This window comes from Allorhizobium borbori (assembly GCF_014196535.1).
Lineage (GTDB): Bacteria > Pseudomonadota > Alphaproteobacteria > Rhizobiales > Rhizobiaceae > Ectorhizobium > Ectorhizobium borbori.
The window spans coordinates 192,554-217,958 of sequence record NZ_JACIDU010000003.1; the positions used below are offsets into that span (position 1 = coordinate 192,554).

Below are 25,405 nucleotides of genomic sequence, written 5' to 3' on the forward strand. Positions count from 1 at the left end.
ACATGACTTCACGATAAATCAACGGCTTGCGAATTACATATCGTTCTCCTAATGCAAGGCAACAGCGCCCCATTTCGGTCCAAAATATTGACGTAACAACGCTATTGCCGGATCGAAGCGTCTGCTGCATATCTTTTGCACGTTCGCCATGGGATATTCATGACCACGCTCGATTTCATCGCCCTCGCCCTCTTCTTCTTTCTCTGGACGACCTTTTCCTGGGTAACGTCGGGAAAGCGCTTTCTCCAGCGCACCAGCCTGACACGGGCCATGATTGAAAAGCGGCGCGAATGGATGACAAATGCGCTGAAACGCGACCTGCGCATGATCGATACGCAGATCCTCGCCGGGCTTCAGAACGGCACGGCTTTCTTTGCTTCAACCTCCATCTTCGCCATCGGCGGCTGTTTCGCGCTTCTGGGCGCGACGCAGCAGGTGGAGGCGGTATTCAAGGACCTCTCCTTCGTCACCTATGCCGGACGCGGGGCCTTTGAACTGAAGGTGGTGGGGCTGACGGCGCTCTTCGGCTATTCCTTCTTCAAGTTCGGCTGGTCCTACCGACTGTTCAACTACTGCACCATTCTGTTCGGCGGCCTGCCGATGACGAAGGACGCCGAAGCTGATATGGAAGCGGCTCAGCGCCGGGTGGAACGCGTGGTACAGATGAATATTATCGCTGCGGGCCACTTCAACGCCGGTCTGCGGGCGCTGTTCCTGTCCATCGGCTATCTCGGCTGGTTCATCGGGCCCACCATGTTCATGGCCAGTACCGTCTTCATCATCGTGATCCTGATCCGGCGTCAGTTCTTTTCCCGCGCGCGCCTGGCGATCCTCGATTGAGCAGTCCGACTTATCAACAACTATGACAGGGCCGCTACGACACTGCCTTGAAATTGCCGCGGTTCAGGGCATTTGAAAAGGCACCCAATCACTCCGGCCCCATGTCTCGAAAGTGGCATCGCCCAAGCCGGATGTGGAGATTCTGGCGTTAAAACGGGAAGCAACGGATGAGCGGTACGGAAATACAGGCCTCGCGACGTATTCCCTTACCGGACGCCGCTCGCGGGCTGGCCCTCCTGGCCATGGCCTCCTACCACTTCACCTGGGATCTCGAATTCTTCGGCTATCTCGAACCGGGAACGGCAACGCAGGGCCTGTGGAAGCTGTACGCGCGCGGCATCGCCTCGTCCTTTCTGTTTCTCGTCGGCTTCAGCCTCGTGCTCGCTCATATTCACGGCGTGCGCTGGCGCTCGTTCGGCAAGCGGCTGGGCATGGTGGCGGCGTCCGCGCTGGCCATTACAGCCGTCACGTCCTTCGCCTTTCCGGGTGCAGCAATCTATTTCGGCATCCTGCACGCCATTGCCGTTTCCAGCCTCATCGGCCTTGCCTTCCTGCGCCTGTCGGTCATCGTCACGTTGATTGCCGCTGTTGCGGCGATTGCAGCGCCGCTCTACCTTCGCTCGCCCGCTTTCGACGGTTTCTGGCTGCTCTGGCTGGGCCTTGCGGAAACACCGCAGCGCTCCAACGACTACGTGCCCCTGCTGCCCTGGATCGCGCCCGTTCTCATTGGGATTGCCGCCGCCCGGCTCAGCATCCGTTTCGGCTTTCTGGAAAAAATGGCGGAATGGCGCAACATGCCGCGTCTGCTGATGCTGGCCGGTCGCCACAGCCTGCTGTTCTATCTCGTGCATCAACCGGTCCTGATCGCAGTGGTCTATCTCGCCTCGCTCGTCTATCCGGCTCCGAAGCCGGACCCCGTGCAGTCGTACCTCGGCTCCTGCCAGATCTCGTGCACGCAGGGTGGCAATGAAGCCGCGTTCTGCACGCGCTTCTGTGGCTGTACGTTGGACAAACTGGGTGAACAGGACCTCTTGACGCCCTTCCTGGAAGGCAAAATTAATCCAAATGAAGATGAACGAATTGGCGGAATCGCCGAATCGTGTTCATCTGTTGCCGAATGATGTGGAGACGGCAATGAATATCGCTGTTGATGCCTTTCATATTAAGCCACAAAACTTTCCGTGGCCGCCCATTCATTTCGCGATTGCACTGATCGCGGGGTTTATCCTTCGCCAAGTCGCACCGTTGGCGATGGCCGGCGGTTTTACTTCCGAGGCTATCGGCGCCACACTGATTGCCTTTGCAATTTTTGTCGGGGTGTGGGCAGTATTCACCATGCGCGGCGGCGATACTGCCATTTTACCGAACCGACCGGCCCGACACCTCATCACGCGCGGTCCCTTCCGTTTCACACGCAATCCGATTTATCTCGGCTATATCCTGACGCTGGTCGGCTGCGGCTTGCTGACGTCGGATGCGTGGTTCTTCATCGCGGCGATGCTTACGGTCATGGTAATGACACTGGTTTCCGTCCGTCGGGAGGAAATGCACCTTCTCGCCCGCTTCGGGGCGGAGTTCGAACGCTATTGCCGCCGCACCCCGCGCTGGCTGTAAGGCACGTTGCTTAGGTGCCTACACCGATTTCGGCCATGCGGGTCAGGCAGGCTTCTTCCACGTTGTCGAGTTCCGCCAGCGTTTCCTCGATATCCTTGCGCTTCTGGCGCAGTTCAGCCCGCTTTTCATCGACCTTCTTCATCAGCAACTTGAGCTGGCCCACCTCACCCGGCGGTGACTTGTAGACTTGCACGATTTCGCGGATTTCCGCCACGGTGAAACCGATGCGGCGACCGCGCAGGATCTCCATCAGCAAGCGACGGTCGGCAGCGCGATAAAGCCGCGTGCGGCCTCGGCGTTCCGGATGGATCAAGCCTTCGTCTTCGTAAAAACGAAGCGTACGGGTGGAAACACCGAACTCCTTGGTCAGTTCGCTGATACTGTAGAATTTGTGCACGACCATCTGTTCATCCCGGCCAGCCTTCCTGCCCAAATGCGGACAATGGCGGCGTCTTGAGTTGGGGGCTTGCGGCCCCACATTCATTTACGACACCCGGATGATACATTGACCTTTACGTAACAGTCAATTGACCGCAGGCGCCATGTGACCGAAGTCGCCTCAATGAATGCTGAACCACCAGGTTGCGAGACCCAGAAAAGCGAAGAAGCCGACGCAATCCGTAATCATCGTCACGAAAACGGAGGATGCAATGGCAGGGTCGGCTTTCAGCTTGTCGAGAAGCAGGGGTACAAGAATGCCGCCAAGCGCTGCCGCCATCATGTTGATGATCATTGCAGCCCCAATGACTCCGCCGAGCTGCGGATTACCAAACCAGAAGGCTGCCACGATACCCAGCAGAATGGCGAAGACGACGCCGTTCATCAGGCCAACGCCGGCCTCCCTGCGCACGATACGGGCCGCGTTATAGATATCGAGATCCTTGGTGGCCAGAGCACGCACCGTCACCGTCATCGTTTGCGTGCCGGCGTTACCGCCCATGGAGGCAACAATAGGCATCAGCACGGCCAGCGCGATCATCTTCTCGATGGAAGCATCGAAAAGGCCGATGATGCTGGCGGAACAGAAGGCCGTCACAAGGTTCACCAGAAGCCACGGCACGCGGGAACGCGCGGTGGAAACGGCGCTGTCCGACAGTTCTTCATCGCCCACGCCGGCGAGGCGACGGATATCTTCATCCGCCTCTTCCGTGATGACGTCCACCACATCGTCAATGGTAAGGACACCAACGAGACGGTCATTCTCATCCACCACGGCTGCGGAAAGGAGGTCGTATTGCTCGAAGATCTGCGCCGCTTCTTCCTGGTCCATATCGGCGGCGATAGAGTGGGTCGTCTCATGCATGATATCTTCGATCCGGACCTGACGCTTGGCACGCAGAATGCGGTCTAGATCGACCGAACCGAGCAGTTTGAACGTGGGATCGATGACGAAGATCTGGGTGAAGCGCTCTGGCAGCCCATCATCCTCGCGCATGTAGTCAATCGTCTGCCCAACCGTCCAGAAGGGCGGCACGGCGACGAATTCCGACTGCATGCGGCGACCGGCCGAGCTTTCGGGGTAATCCAGCGCACGGCGCAGACGCACACGCTCCGTGAACGGCAATTGCGCCAGAATGTCTTCCCGGTCCTCGTGATCGAGGTCTTCGAGAATGTAGACGGCGTCGTCTGAATCGAGATCGCCGATAGCGGCGGCAATCTGGGCGTTGGAAAGCTGATCGACGATTTCGAGGCGGATCGCCTCGTCGACTTCCGTCAACGCGGTCAGGTCGAAATCATCGCCAAGCAGGTGAACCAGCGCGAGGCGCTGCTCCGGCAACAGCGCTTCCAGAAGATCGCCGAGTTCCGACTCGTGCAGCTTGGCAACCTTCTGCCGAAGGAACAGCACATCCCGATCAGCAATCGCGGCACCGACCAGCGCGAGAAAGTCCTGACGGACCGAGCCGTCTTCCGTATAGATGTCCTCAAGGCCGGGGGCGGGCGAGCGATCGGCTTCCTTTGCGGTTTCCGTCATCAGCCGCCCTCCCCGTTTTCGTCCATTGCACCGAACGCCCGCCTTCGGCGAACGTGTGGAGAATGGCGTCAAAAAGCATATTGTCAACAACCGCATAGCAAGAAACTGCGAAACGCGGTTCTTCCTTTTGCGGCGCCTTGTGCAACGCAACGAAATGCGGCAGGAAACCGGGATCAGAGAGGTGAGACGCCATGACCATCCGCACCATTCTTCGCTATCCCAACCCCGGCCTGTTCAAGGTTTGTGCGCCGGTCACCGTATTCGACGGGACGCTCCGGACCCTGGCCGACGATCTCGCCGAGACGATGCGCGCGGCCCCTGGCGTCGGCATCACTGCCGCCCATATCGGCGTCGATGCCCGGATCTTCGTGCTGGAGCTTTCGAAAGACGATGGCCTGCGGATCTATGTGAACCCCGAGATCCTCGAGTCTTCGAAGGCCACGATCATTCACAACGAGGGCAGCGTTTCCATGCCCGGTGCGGTGGAGGAAGTGGAACGACCGACATCGATCCGGGTGCGCTATCAGGATCTCGATGGTGCATTCCACGACGAAGCGGCCGATGGATTCCACGCTGTTTGCATCCAGCACGAGATCGACCAACTCGACGGTATTTTCTGGCTCCAGCGCCTCTCCCGCCTCAAGCGCGAGCGGTTGGTGACAAAGTGGAAGAAGGCGCAGCGGTGAAACGACAAAGGGCGGCCATGGCCGCCCTTCAGCATAGCGCTCTGCTCTGCAAACCCGTCAACCGACGAAAGCGCGTTCGATCACGAATTCGGCGGGGTTGTTGTTGGCGCCTTCGGTCAGGCCGGCCTTCTCCAGCAGGGCGGCGGTGTCCTTGATCATCGCCATGGAGCCGCACAGCATGCCGCGGTCTGTTTCCGGGTTTAGCGGTGGAACGCCGAGATCGGCGAACATCTTGCCGCTTTCGATAAGATCGGTAATGCGGCCTTTGAAGGGGTAATCCTCGCGGGTCACTGTCGCATAGTGCTTCAGCTTGTCGCCGACGATTTCGCTCAGCATCTCATCGGCCTTGATCTCGTTGATGAGATCGAAGCCATACTGCAACTCGGCCACTTCACGGCAGGTATGGGTGAGGATGACCTCCTCGAACTTCTCATAGGTTTCCGGATCGCGGATCAAGCTCGCGAAGGGCGCGATGCCCGTACCGGTCGAGAACATATAGAGGCGTTTGCCAGGGGTCAGGGCGTCGAGAACGAGCGTACCCGTCGGCTTCTTGCGCATCAGCACCTTGTCGCCGGGCTTGATCTTCTGAAGATGCTGGGTCAGCGGGCCATCAGCAACCTTGATGGAGAAGAACTCCAGTTCCTCAGCCCAGGCGGGGCTGGCGATCGAATAGGCGCGATAGAGCGGCTTGTCATCCACAACGAGGCCAATCATCGCGAATTCACCCGAGCGGAAGCGGAAGCCGGCAGGCCGCGTCATGGTGAAACGGAACAGGCGGTCGGTATAATGCGTCACGCTCAGCACCGTTTCGGCATAAACGCCGGCGGGCAGGTTGGTGGCGAATTCTTCGGTCTTGGCGGGAGCATTCATGGATGTCCGGTCCTGTTCGTCTTGGCTTTCCACCGCCTTCCGGGCGGCTCATGTTTCAGGAATATGGCTGCGGCGGGCGCACCGTCATTTCACGTCGCCTGAATATGGCAAAGCCATACAAAAGCTGCCTTCAAAGGTCAACAATCCTGCCCTATATGACAGGCATGCGATCCTCGCATAGACGTGTCATATTTAGCCTAATGCAGGCACCGCGCCCTTGATCTTCGTCAACGTTACGGTGAAAGCATATAATTTTTCTTATGTTTTCAAACTTAACCGCGACGCCGCCAGCTATAGCCGGCGCCGCCCGCCTCCGGCTTCACCGAAGGCTGGTAGTGTTGGGCAATACCCGGCATCTTGCCCGCTTCCAGCCGGGCGATGGCAACCGGATTCGTGATGGCGAGACTGGAGAAGCCCGTGCGCAGCATGTGCGGGATCTGGTCGAGCAGCACATCGCCCACCGCACGCAGATCACCGGTAAAGCCCAACCGCTGGCGCAGCAGGGCCGCCTGGCTGAAACCACGCCCGTCATTGAAAGCCGGGAAGGTGACAGCGACAAGCGCGATGCGGTCGATATAGGGTTCCAGCGCACGCACATCGTCCGCCGGTTTCAGCACGACAGCGAGGTCACTTTCGTTGCTCTCCACTACGTGTGTCAGGAAGGTGGCGAGATCGAGCACGGCCACTTCACCTTCACCGGCTTTCCGCTCCTCCGTCTCGATGACGTAAGGGTCATTTTCGGCGAAGCCGGTCTTGTCGGTCCAGATACGGGTCATGGTCTTTTCCTTATGCCGCTTCCGCCGGGGAGCCGCCGTAAAGTGCTTCCTTGAAGGGCTTCGGGCCAACGCGGCGATAGGCTTCCAGGAAGGTTTCCGCATCCGCCAACCGCAGGCCGAGATAGGTATCAACGATCTTTTCAACGGCGTCCGTCACCTTTTCCGGCTCAAAGCCGCGACCGATGATTTCGCCGATGGAGCTGTGCTCGTCAGCCGAACCACCCAGCGTGATCTGGTAGAGTTCGGCACCCTTCTTCTCCACTCCCAGAAGACCGATATGGCCGGCATGGTGATGTCCGCAAGCATTGATGCAGCCGGAAATCTTGATCTTGAGATCGCCGATTTCGGCCTGCCGCGCGGCGGAGCCGAAGCGTTCCGAAATCTCCTGAGCCAGTGGAATGGAGCGCGCATTGGCAAGCGCACAATAATCCAGCCCCGGACAGGCGATGATATCCGTGATGAAACCGGCATTGGCAGTGGCGAGACCGGCGGCCTGAAGGGCGCGGTAAACCGGTTCCAGATCGGCAAGCGCCACATGCGGCAGAACGAGGTTCTGCTCATGCGTCACGCGGATTTCATCGAAGGCATAGTCCTCGGCAATCGCCGCCACGGCGTCCATCTGCGCATCCGTCGCGTCGCCGGGAATGCCGCCGATGGGCTTGAGCGAAATGGTGACGGAGGCGTAGTCCGGGTGCTTGTGCGGATGGACGTTGCGATCCACCCAGCGGGCGAAGTCTTCATCCGCCTTTTTCCAACGCGCCAGGCTTTCCCAGCCTTCCGGGCGCTCGCCAAGTGCCGGCGGCGCGAAATAGGCGCCGATCGCGTCGATATCGGCTTGCGGCAGGCTGAGTTCGCCGCCCTTCAACGCCGCAAATTCCGCCTCGATCTGCCGCGTCAGTTCCTCGACGCCGGTCTCATGCACGAGGATCTTGATGCGCGCCTTGTACTTGTTGTCGCGGCGGCCATGGAGATTGTAAACGCGCAGGATCGCGGTCGTGTAGGTCAGAAGGTCGGCTTCCGGCACGAAGTCGGCGACCTTCTTGGCAACAAAGGGCGTGCGCCCCTGCCCGCCGCCGATATAGAAGGCAAAGCCGAGTTCGCCCTTGTCGTTCTTCTTCAGATGCAGGCCGATGTCATGGAACTGGATGGCCGCCCGGTCATGCTCCGCACCGGTGATAGCGATCTTGAACTTGCGCGGCAGGAACGAGAATTCCGGATGAACCGTCGACCATTGCCGCAGGATTTCCGCATACGGGCGCGGATCGGCCATCTCATCGGCGGCGGCACCGGCGAACTGGTCGGACGTGACGTTGCGGATGCAGTTGCCCGAAGTCTGGATGGCGTGCATCTCGACGGTCGCCAGTTCCGCCAGAATATCGGGACAATCGGAAAGTGCCGGCCAGTTGTACTGGATGTTCTGGCGCGTGGTGAAATGGCCATAACCGCGGTCGTAGCGGCGGGCGATGTGGGCGAGCATCCGAAGCTGGCGGGCGTTCAGGGTGCCATAGGGAATGGCGACACGCAGCATGTAGGCGTGAAGCTGGAGATAGACGCCGTTCATCAGCCGCAACGGCTTGAAGGCATCCTCAGCCAGTTCGCCGGACAGACGGCGCGTGACCTGATCCCTAAACTCATCGACACGGGCCAGAACGAAGTCGCGGTCGAACTCATCGTAACGATACATGGCTATCCTCAGGGGGCAATGAATTCAGGATCGGCGGCCTTGAAGCCGGAAGCATATGCGACGGTCGGCCCGGCAGCGCGGATGCGTTCGCGCATGCGGATCGGCCAAAGCTTGCCGTCGATTTCCTCGACATCAACCACAGCCACGTCCACAACACGGTTTGCGGCGAAGTCGCGCTTACCGATGGCTTCCAGCGATGCAACGGCCTCTTCGTGGCGAGCCACCAGTGATTGCTGCAGATCTTCCGACCATACGCCGGCGGCATCGAGCCACACGGCTATTCCGTCGGTCAGGCGGTTCGCCGTCAGGACTTTGGCTGTCATTGGTCGGTCTCCACAAGCGTGGCCGCGAGAACAGGTTTCGCGGCAAGATTTTCAGAATGATCGAAACGGCCGCCCGCGACCGCCTCGCCAATGATGACCATTACCGGACCGGAGAGGTCGTCACGGCCAGCCAGATCGGGCAGATCCTTCAACGTGCCGTGCAGCAGGCGACGGTCGGCACGGCTGGCGTTTTCCACTACCGCAACTGGGGTTTCCGGAGCCAGGCCAACCTGCATCAACCGTTCCGCGACAGAAGCCGCAACGGTGGAGCCCATATAGACGGCAACCGTTGCGCCGGAAATGGCAAGGCTTGCCCAATCCGGCAAAACGTCTCCGGCGAGATCATGACCGGTGGTAAAAATGAGCGAGGAGGCAACGCCCCGCACCGTCAGCGGCAATTCGAAATCGGCGGCGGCGGCAAAGGCGGAGGTAATGCCAGGCACGACCTCATAGCCGATACCGGCCTGCCGCAGCGCATCCATTTCCTCGGCCGCGCGGCCATAGACAAGGGGATCACCGGATTTGAGGCGCACGACACGCTTGCCTTCGCGGCCAAGCGCCACGAGAAGGCGGTTGATTTCGTCCTGCGTCTTCGAATGGCAGCCCTTGCGCTTGCCAACCGGGAAACGCTCGGCATCACGGCGGCCCATATCGACCAGCGCCTGCGGCACCAGCGCATCATAAACAATGGCATCGGCCTGCATCAGCAGGCGGTGGGCGCGGAGCGTCAGAAGATCTTCGGCGCCCGGCCCTGCCCCGACAAGGAACACCCGGCCCGGCTGGACGTGATCGGCGCTCAGGAGACGCTCAGCTTCGGTTCGCGCGCCGTGCAGATCGCCCGCTTCGACGGCTTCCGCCACCGGACCGGAAAAGAAGTTCTGCCAGAAACTGCGCCGCGCGGCGCCGCGCGGCAGATGATGTTCCGCCGCCTGACGATAATCGACGGCGAGGCGCGCCAGACGCCCGAGGGATGCGGGCAGCAGACGGTCGATCGTCATGCGGATCATCTGCGCCAGAACAGGACCCGCCCCTTCCGTGCCGATGGCAACCGCAACCGGCGCACGCGATACGAGCGCCGGCGTATAGAAATCGCACATATCCGGCTGGTCAACAGCATTCGCCGGAACGCGAACGGCCCGCGCCGCTGCAACGATCAGCCGATCGAAGCTTTCGTCGCCAGTCGCGGCGAAGACGAGGCGAAAGACCGAGAGGTCATGACGCAAGGACAGGTCACAGACGCGCTCGATGCAATGTTCCGCGAGGAAACCGGCATAGGCCGGTTCCGGTTCATCCGTAAACGCCACGATGCGCGCCTGAGTGTTCGCCAGCAAGCGGGCCTTGGCATAGGCCTCGTCGCCATTTCCAAACACGGCAACACGCTCGCCCGCAACCTTGAAAAAGGCGGGGAAACTCGACAGCTTCTCGTGACTAGCGTCCATGAAAAAAGTCCGTGCGTGAGGGAAAGCGCAGTTTCGCGGAATATCGCGGCAAAGGAAGCATTTATGAAGGTAAGGAAATCCGCCCGCGCGGGGAAGAGGGTATTTCTTTTCCCGGTTTGCCCTTAATGGGAAAAAATCTCTCCATGACGTGATATCTGCAATGTGCGTTGCGCCGAAAGCGGCGTTGACAGGCCGTGAATTTGGTCGTGTTGTGCGGCTCAAGAAAACCTATTCCAGAACAAGAGAATCCCATGGCCGATACCAAGATTGCCGCCCGCCTGCTCGACGTCATCGAAAAGGACATTCTACCCCTGACTGCGAAGGGCGTCGCGCTCGGCAACAAGGTCTTCGGCGCCGCCATCCTACGCAAATCAGACCTCTCGCTGGTTGTTGCCGAAACCAACAACGAGCTGGAAAATCCGCTCTGGCATGGTGAAGTGCACACGCTGAAACGCTTCTACGAACTCGGTGAAAAGCCGGACACGAAGGACTTGATCTTTCTTTCGACGCACGAACCCTGCACCATGTGCATGTCGGCGATCACCTGGGCCGGATTCGATAATTTCTATTATTTCTTCAGCCACGAAGACAGCCGCGATGCCTTCGCCATTCCGCACGACCTGAAAATCCTCAAGGAAGTGTTCGGCCTTGAACCCGGCGGCTATCGTCGCAAAAACGCTTTCTGGAACGCCTTCGCGCTGGCCGATCTCGTGGCCGTCGCCGACGAACCGGCAAAGGAACAGATGCAGGCGCAATGGGATCGCATCAACGCAACTTATGCCGGCCTTTCGGACACCTACCAGTCCACCAAGGACGACAACGCCATTCCGCTGAACTGACGAAAGATGACCACGATGGAACCGTCGAGGGATATTGCGCGCCTGATCGAAATCATGGCGCGCCTGCGCAACCCTGAAACCGGCTGCCCCTGGGACATCGAGCAGGATTTCGCCTCGATCAAGCCCTATACGATCGAGGAAGCCTACGAGGTCGCCGACGCCATCGAGCGCAACGACATGGGCGATCTCTGCGAGGAACTGGGCGATCTGCTTTTGCAGGTCGTCTTCCACGCGCGCATGGCAGAGGAGGCCGGGCAGTTTTCCTTTGGCGATGTGGTCGAGGCCGTGACGCGCAAGATGATCCGCCGCCACCCGCATGTCTTCGCCCGCTCCGATGCCGATACGCCCGACAAGGTGAAGGTGCAGTGGGACGAAATCAAGAAGCAGGAGAAGGCCGAACGCGCAGAACGGCGCGCACGTCTGGGCGGTGAAGAAACCTTCAAGGCTGGCCATCTGGGCTCCGTGCCCCGTGCGTTTCCGGCCCTCATGGAAGCCCTGAAGCTTCAGGAACAGGCCGCAAAGGTCGGCTTCGACTGGGCCGATCCCGAGCCGATCCTTGACAAGATAGAAGAAGAGATTGCCGAGTTCCGGGTCGCCCTGGCCAGCGGCAACAAGGCGCGTATTTCCGACGAACTGGGTGACCTCATCTTTGCGGTCGCCAATGTCGGCCGCCACGTGAAGGCCGACCCCGAAGATGCCCTGCGCGGCACGAATACAAAATTCCGCAGACGTTTCAGCTATATCGAAAAGACACTCAGCGACAACGGCATCTCGCTGTCAGATGCTACGCTGGATGAAATGGAGACGCTGTGGCAAGCGGCGAAGATCGCAGAGCGCCCTGACGGCGGCGCCTAATGACACGATTGGACAAGTCAATTTTCTCTATCTCCAATCTGCGGGAGCGACCGGACTTTGCCACCGTGGTGGCAAACCGTATCTGGAATGCATGGTGGCGGGAGGAAAACATTCCCCTCAGCTACATCGAAGGCCGGGTTGCGGAAAACCTGCTGACAGACGCAATCCCGCTTGGCCTGGTCGCTCATCGGGAAACCGTGTTCATGGGCACGGTATCGATTATCGCCAGCGACATGGATGAACGTCCCCAATACACACCGTGGCTCGCGGCGCTGTGGGTCGATGTTGAACACCGTGGCTCCGGCATCGGTTCGGCGCTTGTGGACGCAGCGACGCAAGCCGCGTGGTCGCTCGGCTTCGAAAGCCTTTATCTTGGCGCAACAGCGGGAAATTCGGGATTTTACGCCGAAAAAGGCTGGCGTCTGATTGAGACCGGCGTTGCCGATCTCAATATTTTCCGGATCGACCAGGAAAAGTGAGCAGCGCTCACCGCTCCCAGTCTTCCTTTTCCGGCTTCGGACCAATGCCGAGCTTACGCTCCAGTTCGGTCGCCTGTTCGCCGGACAGGCGCAAATCGAGGCTGACGGAACCGTCTTCCAGATCCTCGCGGCCATCGACGACGGTCGCGTCGTAAACCCAGGAGAGAAGCCCAAGCTTTTCCGGCGGAAGAACCACCGTTACCTCCGTGAGAACACCGGAAAGCCGCGTGGCGATTTCCTCAAGAAGTTCCGGTACGCCCTCGCCCGAAAGCGCCGAGACCGCCATCACGTTCTTTCGTCCCGCCGCCTTGCTAGCGATAGCGTCGTGGCGTTCCGGATCGAGCCGATCCATCTTGTTCCAGACTTCCAGAATGCGTTCGTCTGCTTCCTTGCCCTCGATGCCGAGGTCAGCGAGGATGCGCAGCACATCCGCCGCCTGCGCGGCATTGTCGGGGTCGGACATATCGCGCACATGCAGCACGAGGTCGGCCTCCAGCACCTCTTCCAGCGTGGCGCGGAAGGCGGCCACGAGGTGGGTCGGCAGATCGGAGATAAAGCCCACCGTATCCGAAAGGATCACGGTGCGGCCATGCGGCAGTTTCATGCGGCGCAGCGTCGGATCGAGCGTTGCGAACAGCATGTCCTCGGCCAGAACGCCAGCACCGGTAATGCGGTTGAACAGCGTCGATTTGCCGGCGTTGGTGTAACCTACCAGCGCCACGATCGGATGTGGCACCTTGCGGCGCTTGGCGCGGTGAAGCTGGCGGGTTCGCACAACCTGCTCCAGTTCGCGCTCCAGCCGCACGATGCGTTCCTGGAGCAGGCGACGGTCCGCTTCGATCTGGGTTTCACCCGGACCGCCCATGAAGCCCGCGCCACCGCGCTGGCGTTCAAGGTGGGTCCAGCTTCGAACCAGCCGGCCCTTCTGGTAATTCAGATGCGCCAGTTCGACCTGCAGCGTGCCTTCCTTGGTGGAAGCACGGCGACCGAAGATTTCAAGAATGAGACCCGTGCGGTCGATCACCTTGGCATTCCAGGCGCGCTCGAGATTGCGCTGCTGCACCGGCGTCAGCGGGTGATCGAAGATCACGAGCCCCGCATCCTTCTCATCGAGAATGCGCGTCACTTCATCGATCTTGCCTGTGCCCATCAGGGTCGCCGGCCGCGGATCATTGACGGCGACAATCAGGCCTTCGACGATTTCGAGATCGATTGCGAGCGCAAGTCCCTTGGCTTCCTCCAGGCGGCTCTCGCTGGAGCGCGTGGGCGGCAAGGGCTCGGTTGACGCAGAGGCAGCAGACTTGCTACGCCCCTGTTTCAAGACGGGAACGATGACAACGGCGCGATTATCGTCCCGCCGCTTTGGCTCGTCCGGAACGACTGATCCGCCTATGGGTTCACGCATGACTTACGTCTATGCCTTTCACGAGGATTGTTCTTCGCTCTCGAACATCTGCATCGGCTGGCCCGGCATGATGGTCGAGATGGCGTGCTTGTAAACAAGCTGAGAGTGTCCATCCCTGCGCAACAGGACACAGAAATTGTCGAAGGACGTAACAACGCCCGTCAACTTGACACCGTTGATGAGGAAGATAGTGAGCGAAATCTTTTGCTTGCGAACAGTATTGAGAAAAAGATCCTGCAAATTCTGAGAACGTTCCGCCATGGCGCCGCTTCTTTCTTTTTTGCCGGCAAAATGGCCGGTGTTTATAACAACTCTATTGCTTGTAGATTTTTGGGAATTCCTCGTCCCATGATCCCGGATTGTGGTATCAAATCAGTTGCTTTTTCGCAACGACGAAAACGGCCCGAGCGGTACGCCCCCGCGAAAAGGCATCAGAAGTACTGAATCGATACACGGAATAGCTGTTCCACATGGCGCACTGCCGCCGCTGTGGCGAGCAGAACCACCCGATCCTTCGCCTTCACCCGAAAGTCGCCATCCGGACGCAGAACCGTTCCCGCCCGGTAGACGGCGCCGATGCGCACCCCTTCCGGCAGATCGAGATCGCGGATCGGCTTGCCGACCAGCGGCGATGTTTCCAGCGCTTCCGCTTCGATCACTTCGCCCGCACCCTGCTGCACCGCATAGACCGAGCGGATGCGCCCCTTGCGGACATGCTGGAGAACACGCGAGATCGTGACGGCACGCGGATTGATATAGGCATCGATACCGAGCGTTTCCACCATCTCCTGCAATGCGGTGTTGTTGATGAGCGCCAGCGCGCTCTTGCAGCCGCTCTGCTTGGCCATGACCGAGGAAAGAATGTTGATCTGATCACTGTTGGTCAGCGACACCATCAGCTCGGTATCGGCGATATCGGCCTGGTTCAGCATGGCCTGATCGAGGGCGGAGCCGTTGAGAACGATCGTATGGTTCAGTTCTTCCGACAGCGCCACGGCACGCGGGCGCTCGGACTCGATGATCTTCACCCGCGTCTTCGGTTGCAGCAGTTCGATATTGCGGGCCACATACTGGCCAATATTGCCGCCACCCGCAATCACAATGCGGCTCGCCGCCTGCTCATCGTGGCCGAAGAGCCCGAGCGTGCGGCGCACGTGCTCACGCTGGCAGATGACATAGGCGAGATCGCCCACATCGAGCTGTTCGCTGGAATCGGCGATTAGCAGCTTGCCGTTGCGATAGACACCGACGACCGTCGCCACGAGATCCGGGAAAAGCTGCGACAACTGCTTCAGCGGCGTGTTGACGACGGGGCAATCCGCCATGCACTCGATGGCAATCATCGAGATCGCATCGTCGGCGAAGCGGAACACATCTTCCGCGCCGGGGAAGGAAATGCGGCGCAGCACCATCTTGCCCACCTCGATCTCCGGCGAAATCGCCACATCGATCGGCAGGTTTTCACGGCTGAACAGGTCGGAATATTCCGGCTGGAGATATTGCTGGGCACGAATGCGCGCGATCTTCACCGGCACGTTGAAAAGCGAGTGCGCCACCTGGCAGGCGGTGATGTTGATCTCGTCGTAAAGCGTCACGGCAATGATCATGTCGGCTTGCTCGGCGCCGGCACGCGCCAGCACATCCGGGTGGGCGCCGTGCCCCACATAGCCGCGTACATCCAGCTTGTCGGAAATCGCCGCTACCAGTGACGCCGAGGTGTCGATGACGGACACATCATTGTCTTCCTGCGCCAGACGCTCGGCGATACCATAGCCGACCTGGCCGGCTCCGCAGATGATGATCTTCATGCTTTTGCTTCCCCCCGCGACACCAGACCCAAATCAGACGCCGAGAGACTTCAGCTTGCGATGCAAGGCCGAGCGTTCCATCCCGACAAATTCCGCCGTGCGGGAGATGTTGCCCCCGAAGCGGTTGATCTGGGCGATCAGGTAGTCGCGCTCAAACATTTCACGCGCCTCGCGCAAGGGCAAGGTCATGATGTGATAATCATTGTGAGCGGAAACCTTGGGCAGCATGTCGCCGAGATCGGTGGGCAGCATATCCGCCGTGATCGGGGTATCAGGCCCATCGCCGCGCGCCAGAATGAGAAGGCGTTCGATGTTGTTGCGAAGCTGGCGGATATTGCCCGGCCAGTCGTTGGCCTGCAGAACGGCCAGCGCGTCGTCGGCGATCTTGCGCGGGCGAATACCGGCCTGTTCGGCCACCTGCCGCATGAAAAGGTCGATCAGAAAGGGAATGTCCTCGCGCCGCTCCGCCAGAGGCGGCACCCGCACCGGCACCACGGCAAGACGATGATAGAGATCTTCCCGGAACGTGCCGCCGGCAATCAGGCTTTCCAGATTGTAGGCGGTGGAGGAAATGATACGCACATCCACCTTCACCCGCTTTGAGCCACCAACGCGCTCGAATTGCTGATCGACCAGCACGCGCAGGATCTTGTTCTGCGTCTCGCGCGGCATCTCACCAATTTCATCGAGGTAGAGAATGCCGCGATGGGCCTCTTCCAGCGCACCGATACGGCGTGGCTGGCCGGGCGTACCTTCCGTGCCGAAGAGCGCCATTTCCATGCGGTCGGGTGTGATGGCCGCAGCATTGAGCGCCACGAACGGGCCGCCCGAACGCGACGACTTCTTGTGAATGAGACGGGCGACCGTTTCCTTGCCCGACCCCGAGGGGCCGAGGATCATGACGCGGCTGTTGGTGGGAGCGACCTTGTCGATCACCTGACGAAGCTGGGAGACCGCGACGGATGTGCCGATCAGTTCACCGGTATCGCCGGCTCGCTTCTTCAGCTCGGAAACCTCACGCTTCAGCTTGGAATTTTCCAGCGCCCGCTCTGCGATCAGGATAAGGCGGTCGGCCTTGAAGGGCTTTTCGATAAAATCGAACGCGCCACGCTTGATGGCGGACACGGCCGTTTCGATGTTGCCGTGACCGGAGATCATCACCACCGGCAATTCCGGATGGCGGTTTCGTACCTCATCGAGCAGCGCCAGCCCGTCAAGACGGCTGCCCTGCATCCAGATATCGAGGAAAATCAACCGCGGCACGCGGTCAGAAATGGCAGCCAAAGCGCTATCGGCATCGTGGGCCGTACGCGTCTCATGCCCTTCATCGGACAGGATGCCGGAAACGATGTCCCGAATGTCCGCTTCGTCGTCAACAACCAGAATATCAGACGCCATGCGCAACTTCCTTGTCATGCTCGCCGGAAGAGGCTTCCACCACCGCCGGGCGCGGTAACAGCACCCGGATCATGGCGCCTCTGCCGTGGTCGAAATCGGACGGCGCATCATGCAGCTCGAGGATTCCGCCATGTTCTTCGATAATTTTCTTGACGATGGCGAGACCGAGACCGGTGCCTTTCTCGCGCATCGTGATGTAGGGTTCGAGGATGCGGTGCCGGTTTTCCGTCGGCAGGCCGCGGCCGTTGTCAATGATATCGACCACGAAACGGTCGTGCTGCGCGTCGAAGACGGCGCGAGCCATCACCTTGCCCTCTGCCGGACGTTCGTCCGCCGGCACGGCTTCAATGGCTTCCACAGCATTCTTGATGAGATTTCCGAACGCCTGCGACAGCATGCGGGCGTCGAACAGCCCTTCGAGGCGGTTGTCGCCCAGATCCTTGGTGAAGGTGATGTGGGCCGTGCCCATCTCGCGCAGGAAGACGGCGTCGCGAACGATGTCGCGCAGGTCCGCACATTCCTTCACCGGCTTCGGCATTCGGGCGAAAGATGAGAATTCATCGACCATGCGTCCGATATCACCCACCTGCCGCACGATCGTATCGGTACACTGATCAAAAACCTTGCGGTCCTCGTCCGGCACCATCTTGCCGAAGCGGCGCTTTAGGCGCTCGGCAGAAAGCTGGATCGGCGTCAGCGGGTTCTTGATTTCATGGGCGATGCGGCGCGCGACATCCGCCCAGGCGGTCGAGCGCTGGGCAATCACGAGATCGGTAATGTCGTCCAGAGTCAGCACGTGGGATTCGGCGCCGCCATGGGCCTCCTCACGCGTCACCTGTACGGAGAGCGTGCGCTCGACGCCATTGCGCATCATGTTGATCTGCTTGCGGAAGTCGCTGCGTGAACGCGAAGCGGCCTCGCTCAGCACCTGATCCAGTTCACCGGCGATCTCTGCAAGCCGCGCACCGACGAGCTTTTCTGCCGGCAGGCCGAGGAAGAATTCGGCCGAAGGATTGACGATGGAAATACGCCCGTCGGCCTCGACGCCGATCACGGCGGCGGTCACGCCCGAAAGCACGGCTTCGATGAAGCGACGGCGGTCATCCACCTCGTCCTTGGCCACCAGAATCTCGTTTTGCTGGCTGCGGATCTCCGAAATCATCTTGTTGAAGGTTCGCGACAGGCTACCGACGTCACCATCAACCGCTCGCACGGGCACGACGACATCGAGATTGCCCGAGGCAACACTGTCGGCGGCGGCAATCAGCAGCCGGATGGGCCGCACGATCCGATCGGCCACGGCAATCGCGGCCCAGATGGCGGCGAGCAGAACAATCAGCGCAAAGCCGAGATAGAGCACGGCGAAGGCCACCTGAAGCGAGGTGCGCCCAGCCTCCATGTTCTTGTATTCGGCGGTATTTTCCTCCATCAGCCGCATTGCGGCCATCACCTTCGGATCAACCGCCCGGATGGTGTAGAGGAAGGCGCCGGGGATCGTGTCGATCTTGATGATGGCGCCGACGAGGTTCGTTACCCCCGGCGGAATGAGCGTCGGCTGGCCAGCCGCCGAGGATTCCAGCGCATTCTTCGGGATTTCCGGCAGCGGCTTGTCCATCTTGATGTCGGCTGCAATGATGGTCGAGCCGTCATCACGAACGAGGAAGGCGCCCAGCAGACCTCGCCCGCGCGCCTGGCGCGTCATCAGGTCCGTAAATCCTGTACGATCAAGGTAGAACAGCGAGCGGCTGCGCTCCAGATCGTTGGACATGGAGATCGTCTGCCCCTGCAGATAGCTCGCATTTTCCATCATGTAGGCCTGGGCCACATTCATGGACGACTGGACGATGGATTGGGTGCGAATGGAGAACCAGCGATCCAGCCCGGCCGACAGCGTGATGGAAGCGAAAATGGCGATGATGATCGCCGGGGCAATGGCAACGACGGAAAACAGACCGACGATGCGAACATGGAGGCCAGCGGCAGCACGCCCGCGCGAACGCGCCTTCACCAGTCGTGCGACCTCGCGCACCACCTGATAGATCAGCCCCAGAACAAACAGGGAGTTCAGAATGGCGGAAGCGATGACGACATTCGTCGTCGGAGAGATCGGCGTGTAGCCCAGAAGCACGAACAGGGTGAGCATGGCGCAGATCAGCGCGCCAGCGGCCAGCACAAGGCCCGGCAGCGAAAATGCGGAACGTCGATCCTGGATCAGCGAACCTTCCGGTTCGTTTTCCTCGATCGGCTCAACCGTGCCGGTCATCATGCCCGCAAATCCCCCGCTTGCGCCACCCGCCCCGACCCGAAGCATCGGAGGCGGCGCAACCATTTCTGTCATAGACCTCTCGGCCCCGTATCTGCGGGCCGGAAAACCGCCACATCGCCAACGCCTGAACGGCAGCCGGCCACAGCCTGCTTTATTCACGCGTCGTGAATCAGGCAGCCCGTGTCGTTAAAACAACGCATTGTGGCGAAAATGCAACGGCCCGTCGGCGCTTGTCAAGCGCTACGGGAAGAGCGGTACACCGAGACACCGAGTTCGCGAATCTTCTTGCGCAGCGTGTTCCGGTTCAGACCAAGCAAGTCGGCGGCTTTGATCTGGTTACCGCGCGTAGCCGTAAGTGCCGCCAGAATAAGCGGATATTCCATCTCGGTCAGAACACGGTCGTAAAGGCCGGGCGGCGGCAACTGATCGCCAAAGGAGGCGAAATAGGTGCGCATATTCTCCTCAACCGCCTGCGCGATGGTCATCGCGCCGGAGCGGACACCGCCCTTTTCGATCGGACTGTCCGGCACGTCGGAGCGCAGTTCCTGCTCGATGATTTCACGGGTGATGACATCCTGCGGGTAAAGCGCCATCAGGCGGCGCACGAGGTTTTCCAGCTCGCGCACGTTACCCGGCCAGGCATAAGCCTTCATCATTTCCAGCGCCTCGACATCGAAGCGCTTGGTGCCAAGCCCCTCCTTCTCACCCTGCTGGATGAAATGGCGGACGAGATCGGGAATGTCTTCCGCGCGGTCGCGCAGCGGCGGCAGGCGCAGCGGCACGACATTCAGGCGGTAGTAGAGGTCTTCACGGAAAAGGCCCTGATTGATCGAATGCTTCAGGTCCTTGTTTGTCGCTGCCACGATGCGGACGTCGGTGCGGATGGGCGTGCGGCCGCCAACCGTCGTATATTCGCCTTGCTGCAAAACGCGAAGAAGACGTGTCTGGGCATCCATCGGCATGTCACCGATTTCGTCGAGGAACAGGGTGCCACCTTCAGCCTGCTCGAAGCGGCCCGTGGAACGGCTCTGCGCGCCGGTGAAGGCACCCTTTTCATGGCCGAACAGTTCGGATTCGATGAGATCGCGCGGAATGGCGGCCATGTTGATGGCGACGAAGGGGCCATTGCGGCGCTTGCCGTAATCATGCAGCGCGCGGGCCACGAGTTCCTTGCCGGTACCGCTTTCACCGGTAATCATCAGCGTCAGGTCCGTCTGCATGAGCCGGGCGAGAACGCGATAGATTTCCTGCATGGCGGCGGAGCGGCCGACCAGCGGCATGCCATCCTGCATGTCGTCATCGAGACGGGCGGGCTTGCGCTTCGGCTCGGCCAGCGCACGACCGATGATCGCGATCAGCTCCGTCAGGTCGAAAGGCTTCGGCAGATAGTCATAAGCGCCCTTTTCCGAAGCCTTGATGGCCGTCATGAAGGTATTTTGCGCGCTCATGACCAGCACCGGCAGATCCGGCCTTGCCTTCTTGATGCGTGGCAGGAGATCGAAGGCGTTCTCGTCCGGCATCACCACGTCGGTCACGACCAGATCGCCCTCACCGGCGGCGATCCAACGCCAGAGCGTCGCGGCGTTGGAGGTGATGCGCACCTCATAGCCGGCACGCGACAGCGCCTGATTGAGAACGGTGCGGATGGCGGCGTCGTCATCTGCGACAAGAATGGTAGCGGTCATCGAGTGCTTCCTGTCTCGCTGGTGGCGATGACGTTTTCGGGCGCGATTTCCTTGGAAACCGGCATGAGGACCCGGAACGTCGTTCGACGGCTCTGGCTGTCACATTCGATGATGCCGCCATGGCCGCCGATGATCTTGGCAACCAGGGCCAGGCCGAGGCCGGACCCGTTGGTCTTGGTTGTGATGAAGGGATCAAAAAGATGCGGCAGCAGATCGGAAGGAACCCCCGGTCCGTTGTCGTGCACGCAAAACTCCAGCGGCAGCGAGATTTTCTCGCGCGAACCGGCCACCGACAGGCGCATGCCCGGCCGATAGGCCGTGGTCAACTGGATCTCGCCATCCGGCGCATCGCCCACCGCTTCCGCCGCGTTCTTTACCAGATTGAGGAAGACCTGGATCATCTGGTCGCGATTGGCGTGGATGGGAGGCAGCGAGGGATCGTAGTTCTCGGTGATCTTGATGTTGCGGGCAAAGCCGGCCTGCGCCACCGCCTTCACATGGTCAAGCACGGAATGAATGTTGACCGGCGCGCGGTCCACCGGCCGCTCGTCTGAAAAGACTTCCATGCGATCCACCAGCGAGACGATGCGGTCCGTCTCGTCGCAGATGAGGCGGGTCAGCGCCCTGTCGTCATCCGGCACTGAGCTTTCGAGAAGCTGGGCCGCGCCGCGAATGCCGGACAGCGGATTCTTGATCTCATGCGCCAGCATCGAGGCCAGACCGGTGACGGAGCGCGCAGCGGCGCGGTGGGTCAACTGCCGGTCGATCTTGTCGGCCATGGAACGTTCCTGGAAGACGACGACGACCGACCCGGGTTCGGAAACGACCGGGGCGACATAAAGGTCCACCAGCTTGTCCTGCCCGAGGCGTGGCGACGACAGATCGACCCGATATTCGTTGACCGGCGCACGGCGTTCGCGCACCTGATCGATGAGCGAGAGCAGAGGCGAACCGAAGGGAATGAAGGTGGAAATGCGATAACGGGCGAGATGCGCCGCACTCGCACCGAAAAATGCCTCGGCCTCCCAGTTCGCAAATGCGATGTGACCGGTCGAGTCGACGAGAATGACCGGGTTCTGAACCGAGTTCAGAACGGCCATCGCGAGCGACTGGCCCGTATGGGTGGAATCTTTGGTCATGCGGCTTCTTTCATCGATTCGTCATTCGCACCTGCCGAAAGGGCGGCGGTCATCAGGGCTCGGACCTCGGCGGGGTCCCTGGACGTCATAACGGCAGCGCGCGTCTCGTCGGTCACCGGCACGCGGGCGCGATCGAGATACCATCCGAGATGCTTGCGGGCGTGGCGCAGGCCCGGGCCTTCGCCGTAAAAATCCAGCATCGCGTCATAATGCTCGGTAGCCAGCACCGGAACCATGCCGGCCTCCGGTGCCGTATGGCCCGCGAGAACGCCCGCATGCCAAGGGCGTCCTTGACAGGCCCGGCCCAGCATCACCGCATCGGCGCCCGAGCGTCTGAGAATGTCGGCACAGTCTTCGGCGGTATCCACATCGCCATTGGCAATGAGCGGCACGGAGACAACCTCGCGCACAGCGCGGATCGCGTCCCAATCGGCCTTGCCCTCGTAGAACTGCATGCGGGTGCGTCCATGGACGATCACAGCCTGAACGCCCGCCTGCTCCGCCCGGCTTGCAAGATAGGGTGCGTTGAGGGAATTCTCGTCCCAGCCGAGGCGCATCTTCAACGTTACCGGCACAGGAGATGCCGCGACAACCGATTCGACAATTTTCAGCGCATGGTCAGGCTCTCGCATCAGCGCCGAGCCGCACGCGCCGCTCGTGACCTTCTTTGCCGGACAGCCCATATTGATGTCGATGATCTCCGCGCCCTGACCGGCTGCGATTCGCGCGGCTTCGGCCATGTAATGGGGATCGCGACCGGCAAGCTGAACCATATGGGGGCGCAGCCCCGCCCCCTTCAGACGCGCCCAGGATTCATTGCGGTTGCCAACCAACTCGCGACTTGCCACCATCTCCGTCACCACAAGCCCGGCGCCAAAGCGCCAAGCGAGTTGGCGGAACGGTAAATCCGTGACACCGGACATCGGCGCCAGCACAACCCGGTTGCGGATCGCGACGCTTCCGATGCAAAATGACGTGGATAAATCCTGAGCGGACAAATGGCTATCTTTCAAGCAAGGAATGCATTTGCACTATTTTTAGACAAGCGCATTCACTTTGCCAAGTACTTTTAAGAGTGAGTGGTAAATTTCGGGCATATGCTGGAAAAGCGATAGTTCTGAGGCTAGAGCATGTGGAAATATGCAAGCTTTCAGGAGCCAGCGGTGGACATGCCTAGGGATAAGGCCCCCAGAATCGGAATCGTTATCGTCGCCGCGGGGCGCGGCGAACGGGCGGGCAGCTCCGTCGAGGGACCGAAGCAATACCGGCGCATCGGAGACAAGCCGGTCATCACCCACACGCTCAATCGCTTCGCCGCCTGGGGACGGGCCGAGGCCATCATCTGCGTGATTCATGCCGATGACCGCGCCTATTTCGAACGGGCGCTGGCCGCAACGGATACAGGACCCAACGTAACGATCGTGATCGGTGGCGCGACGCGTCAGCAGTCGGTTCTCAATGGCCTGAAGGCGCTGGCCGGCCGGGGGCTGACACATGTGATGATCCATGATGCCGTTCGCCCCTTCTTCGACGCCCCACTGCTGGATCGCATTGCCGAAAAGCTCGCCGCAGGCGCCGTTGCGGTATTGCCGGTCATGCCGGTGACCGATACGCTGAAGCGTGGCGAAGCTGGGATCGTGACCGAAACCGTGTCACGCGACGGCCTTTTCGCGGCCCAGACGCCGCAAAGCTTCGAGTTTCAGCCGATCCTTGACGCGCACAAAAACGCGGCGGCCTCGGGCCTCGAACACTTTACCGACGATGCCTCGATTGCGGAATGGGCGGGCTTGCCTGTCACGCTGTCGGAAGGGTCTGTGGATAACATCAAACTGACCCTCCGGAGGGACATTGAAATGGCCGACGAAACGCTTTCCCGCACCGCCCTGCCCGATGTGCGTACCGGCAACGGTTACGATGTCCACCAGCTTGAGCCGGGCGATGGGGTGACGCTCTGCGGCATCTTCATTCCACATGACCAGAAGCTGAAAGGCCATTCCGACGCCGACGTGGCGCTCCACGCGCTGACCGACGCGCTGCTGGCCACCAAGGGCCTCGGCGATATCGGCGATCACTTCCCGCCCTCCGACCCGCAATGGAAGGGGGCAGCATCGCGCATCTTCCTCGAACACGCCGCGAAGCTGGTACGCGAAAACGGCGGCACGATCATGAACGCCGATGTCTCGCTGATCGCCGAAGCGCCGAAGATCGGGCCGCACCGCGAGGAAATGCGCGAGAAACTGGCCGAAATCCTGGGCATTTCCGTTGATCGCTGTTCGGTGAAGGCAACGACCAACGAGAAGATCGGCTTCATCGGCCGCCGGGAAGGCATTGCCGCCATCGCCACCGCAACCGTTGTTTTCGGGAGCGCGGAATGAGCCTCTTTCCCGCCGAAATAGAGGCACTGGCGGCCCGCATCATCCGCGAATTCACGACCCGCGGCCTGACGATTGCAACCGCCGAGTCCTGCACCGGTGGCCTGATTGCCGGCGCGCTGACGGAGATCGCCGGGTCATCCGCCGTGGTGGATCGTGGCTTCGTGACCTATTCCAACACGGCCAAACAGCAGATGATCGGCGTCAAGGCCGAGACGCTCGCCCGCGTCGGCGCTGTCTCGAGGGAAACGGCCATCGAAATGGCCACCGGCGCACTACGCACGGCCGGCACCCGGTTGGCCGTAGCCGTCACCGGCGTGGCCGGGCCAGGCGGCGGTTCCGCAGAAAAGCCGGTCGGGCTCGTTCACATCGCGGCGACATCAATCGCCGATATCGTCATTCATCAGGAAATGCGTTACGGCGATCTCGGCCGCGAAGGCATTCGGCTGGCGACGGTGAAGACGGCGCTCGAAATGCTGCTCGACGTGGTTCAGACGGGACCATCGGGCGAATAAATCTTTGCGGCCCTGGCTTCGAAGGCCTCCGCAAACATGCGGAAGGCGCGTTCGAACATCGCCCCCATGATCGAACCGAGAATCTTGTTCTTGAACTCGTAGTCGATGAAGAAATGCACGTCGCAGCCGCCCTCGCCCGCCGCCACGAACCGCCAGCGATTGTCGAGATAGCGGAACGGCCCGTCGATGTACTTCACGTCGATCGTCAGCGTTGCCCGGTTCAGCAGAACCTGTGTCGTAAAGGTCTCGCGGATGGCCTTGTAGCCGATCGTCATGTCGGCAACCAGCAGCACCTTGCCATCCCTCTCCTTGCGCGAACGAACCGTCAGCGCCTCGCAAAGCGGCAGGAACTGCGGATAGCGCTCGATATCGGCAACGAGATCGAACATCTGCTCTGGCGTGTGCGGAACGGGTCGGCGGGTTTCGAACTGGGGCATGAC

25 protein-coding genes are annotated in these 25,405 nt (G+C 60.6%); 9 read left to right on the forward strand and 16 right to left on the reverse strand.

Going from position 1 to position 25,405, the window contains the following annotated elements:
- The first annotated feature begins 159 nt into the window (after positions 1-159).
- The 3 genes from GGQ66_RS05045 to GGQ66_RS05055 all read left to right on the forward strand — a co-directional run bounded on the left by GGQ66_RS05045 (position 160) and on the right by GGQ66_RS05055 (position 2,454).
- Complete coding sequence (locus tag GGQ66_RS05045; protein ID WP_183790073.1) at positions 160-840, forward strand: DUF599 domain-containing protein; 681 nt, start codon at positions 160-162, stop codon at positions 838-840.
- A gap of 167 nt (positions 841-1,007) precedes the next feature.
- A complete protein-coding gene (locus tag GGQ66_RS05050; RefSeq protein ID WP_183790075.1) occupies positions 1,008-1,961 on the forward strand; it encodes a heparan-alpha-glucosaminide N-acetyltransferase in 954 nt (317 codons plus the stop codon).
- 13 nt (positions 1,962-1,974) lie between these two features.
- Positions 1,975-2,454: a methyltransferase family protein gene (locus tag GGQ66_RS05055; RefSeq protein WP_183790077.1), complete on the forward strand. Its 480-nt coding sequence runs from the start codon at positions 1,975-1,977 to the stop codon at positions 2,452-2,454.
- A 10-nt stretch (positions 2,455-2,464) separates the two neighbouring features.
- On the opposite strand, the gene GGQ66_RS05060 is transcribed toward GGQ66_RS05055, so the two are convergent.
- Positions 2,465-2,857, reverse strand: a complete 393-nt coding sequence (locus GGQ66_RS05060; protein WP_183790079.1) for a MerR family transcriptional regulator — start codon at positions 2,855-2,857, stop codon at positions 2,465-2,467.
- A 156-nt stretch (positions 2,858-3,013) separates the two neighbouring features.
- Positions 3,014-4,426 (reverse strand): magnesium transporter, encoded by a 1,413-nt coding sequence (gene mgtE, locus GGQ66_RS05065; RefSeq protein ID WP_183790081.1) that lies wholly within the window; start codon positions 4,424-4,426, stop codon positions 3,014-3,016.
- A 191-nt stretch (positions 4,427-4,617) separates the two neighbouring features.
- Here mgtE and GGQ66_RS05070 point away from each other — a divergent pair, with 191 nt between their 5' ends.
- Entirely contained in the window at positions 4,618-5,112 is a 495-nt protein-coding gene (locus GGQ66_RS05070; RefSeq protein ID WP_183790083.1) for a peptide deformylase, read from the forward strand.
- 57 nt (positions 5,113-5,169) lie between these two features.
- Here the strand turns inward: GGQ66_RS05070 and GGQ66_RS05075 are convergent, their stop codons facing one another.
- The 5 genes from GGQ66_RS05075 to cysG all read right to left on the reverse strand — a co-directional run bounded on the left by GGQ66_RS05075 (position 5,170) and on the right by cysG (position 10,204).
- Positions 5,170-5,982, reverse strand: coding sequence for a ferredoxin--NADP reductase (locus GGQ66_RS05075; protein ID WP_183790085.1), 813 nt, complete (start codon positions 5,980-5,982; stop codon positions 5,170-5,172).
- Positions 5,983-6,254: 272 nt separating this feature from the next.
- Positions 6,255-6,758, reverse strand: a complete 504-nt coding sequence (locus GGQ66_RS05080; protein ID WP_183790087.1) for a DUF934 domain-containing protein — start codon at positions 6,756-6,758, stop codon at positions 6,255-6,257.
- Positions 6,759-6,768: 10 nt separating this feature from the next.
- Positions 6,769-8,442 (reverse strand): nitrite/sulfite reductase, encoded by a 1,674-nt coding sequence (locus GGQ66_RS05085; RefSeq protein ID WP_183790089.1) that lies wholly within the window; start codon positions 8,440-8,442, stop codon positions 6,769-6,771.
- Positions 8,443-8,450: 8 nt separating this feature from the next.
- A complete protein-coding gene (locus tag GGQ66_RS05090) occupies positions 8,451-8,765 on the reverse strand; it encodes a DUF2849 domain-containing protein (RefSeq protein WP_183790091.1) in 315 nt (104 codons plus the stop codon).
- Positions 8,762-10,204 (reverse strand): siroheme synthase CysG, encoded by a 1,443-nt coding sequence (gene cysG, locus GGQ66_RS05095; RefSeq protein ID WP_183790093.1) that lies wholly within the window; start codon positions 10,202-10,204, stop codon positions 8,762-8,764. Before cysG ends, GGQ66_RS05090 begins: the two co-directional genes overlap by 4 nt.
- A 251-nt stretch (positions 10,205-10,455) precedes the next feature.
- Between cysG and GGQ66_RS05100 the strand changes: the two genes are divergently transcribed.
- Genes GGQ66_RS05100 through GGQ66_RS05110 form a run of 3 tightly spaced genes read left to right on the forward strand, consistent with a single transcriptional unit; the run spans position 10,456 to position 12,377 of the window.
- Positions 10,456-11,043, forward strand: a complete 588-nt coding sequence (locus GGQ66_RS05100) for a deaminase (RefSeq protein WP_183790095.1) — start codon at positions 10,456-10,458, stop codon at positions 11,041-11,043.
- 15 nt (positions 11,044-11,058) lie between these two features.
- Positions 11,059-11,898, forward strand: a complete 840-nt coding sequence (gene mazG / locus GGQ66_RS05105) for a nucleoside triphosphate pyrophosphohydrolase (RefSeq protein WP_183790345.1) — start codon at positions 11,059-11,061, stop codon at positions 11,896-11,898.
- Positions 11,898-12,377, forward strand: coding sequence for a GNAT family N-acetyltransferase (locus GGQ66_RS05110; protein ID WP_183790097.1), 480 nt, complete (start codon positions 11,898-11,900; stop codon positions 12,375-12,377). The genes mazG and GGQ66_RS05110 overlap by 1 nt, the downstream gene beginning before the upstream one ends.
- 7 nt (positions 12,378-12,384) lie before the next feature.
- On the opposite strand, the gene hflX is transcribed toward GGQ66_RS05110, so the two are convergent.
- The 8 genes from hflX to dusB all read right to left on the reverse strand — a co-directional run bounded on the left by hflX (position 12,385) and on the right by dusB (position 23,100).
- Positions 12,385-13,782, reverse strand: coding sequence for a GTPase HflX (gene hflX, locus GGQ66_RS05115; protein ID WP_183790099.1), 1,398 nt, complete (start codon positions 13,780-13,782; stop codon positions 12,385-12,387).
- Positions 13,783-13,800: 18 nt separating this feature from the next.
- Positions 13,801-14,043 carry an RNA chaperone Hfq gene (gene hfq / locus GGQ66_RS05120; RefSeq protein WP_183790101.1) on the reverse strand — a complete coding sequence of 81 codons (243 nt, stop codon included), beginning with the start codon at positions 14,041-14,043 and terminating at the stop codon, positions 13,801-13,803.
- 170 nt (positions 14,044-14,213) lie between these two features.
- Positions 14,214-15,590: a Trk system potassium transporter TrkA gene (gene trkA / locus GGQ66_RS05125; RefSeq protein ID WP_183790103.1), complete on the reverse strand. Its 1,377-nt coding sequence runs from the start codon at positions 15,588-15,590 to the stop codon at positions 14,214-14,216.
- Between the two features lie 33 nt (positions 15,591-15,623).
- Positions 15,624-16,988 (reverse strand): nitrogen assimilation response regulator NtrX, encoded by a 1,365-nt coding sequence (gene ntrX / locus GGQ66_RS05130; protein WP_183790105.1) that lies wholly within the window; start codon positions 16,986-16,988, stop codon positions 15,624-15,626.
- Complete coding sequence (locus GGQ66_RS05135) at positions 16,978-19,251, reverse strand: sensor histidine kinase NtrY-like (protein ID WP_183790347.1); 2,274 nt, start codon at positions 19,249-19,251, stop codon at positions 16,978-16,980. The genes ntrX and GGQ66_RS05135 overlap by 11 nt, the downstream gene beginning before the upstream one ends.
- 236 nt (positions 19,252-19,487) lie before the next feature.
- Positions 19,488-20,939 (reverse strand): nitrogen regulation protein NR(I), encoded by a 1,452-nt coding sequence (gene ntrC / locus GGQ66_RS05140; protein ID WP_183790107.1) that lies wholly within the window; start codon positions 20,937-20,939, stop codon positions 19,488-19,490.
- Positions 20,936-22,078, reverse strand: coding sequence for a two-component system sensor histidine kinase NtrB (locus GGQ66_RS05145; RefSeq protein WP_183790109.1), 1,143 nt, complete (start codon positions 22,076-22,078; stop codon positions 20,936-20,938). The genes ntrC and GGQ66_RS05145 overlap by 4 nt, the downstream gene beginning before the upstream one ends.
- Positions 22,075-23,100, reverse strand: coding sequence for a tRNA dihydrouridine synthase DusB (gene dusB / locus GGQ66_RS05150; RefSeq protein ID WP_183790349.1), 1,026 nt, complete (start codon positions 23,098-23,100; stop codon positions 22,075-22,077). Before dusB ends, GGQ66_RS05145 begins: the two co-directional genes overlap by 4 nt.
- 147 nt (positions 23,101-23,247) lie before the next feature.
- Between dusB and GGQ66_RS05155 the strand changes: the two genes are divergently transcribed.
- A complete protein-coding gene (locus tag GGQ66_RS05155) occupies positions 23,248-24,453 on the forward strand; it encodes a bifunctional 2-C-methyl-D-erythritol 4-phosphate cytidylyltransferase/2-C-methyl-D-erythritol 2,4-cyclodiphosphate synthase (RefSeq protein ID WP_183790111.1) in 1,206 nt (401 codons plus the stop codon).
- Positions 24,450-24,965, forward strand: a complete 516-nt coding sequence (locus GGQ66_RS05160) for a CinA family protein (RefSeq protein ID WP_183790113.1) — start codon at positions 24,450-24,452, stop codon at positions 24,963-24,965. Before GGQ66_RS05155 ends, GGQ66_RS05160 begins: the two co-directional genes overlap by 4 nt.
- On the opposite strand, the gene GGQ66_RS05165 is transcribed toward GGQ66_RS05160, so the two are convergent.
- Positions 24,941-25,402 carry a type II toxin-antitoxin system RatA family toxin gene (locus GGQ66_RS05165; RefSeq protein ID WP_183790115.1) on the reverse strand — a complete coding sequence of 154 codons (462 nt, stop codon included), beginning with the start codon at positions 25,400-25,402 and terminating at the stop codon, positions 24,941-24,943. The two genes, GGQ66_RS05160 and GGQ66_RS05165, sit on opposite strands and share 25 nt — an antisense overlap.
- Positions 25,403-25,405: the final 3 nt, after the last annotated feature.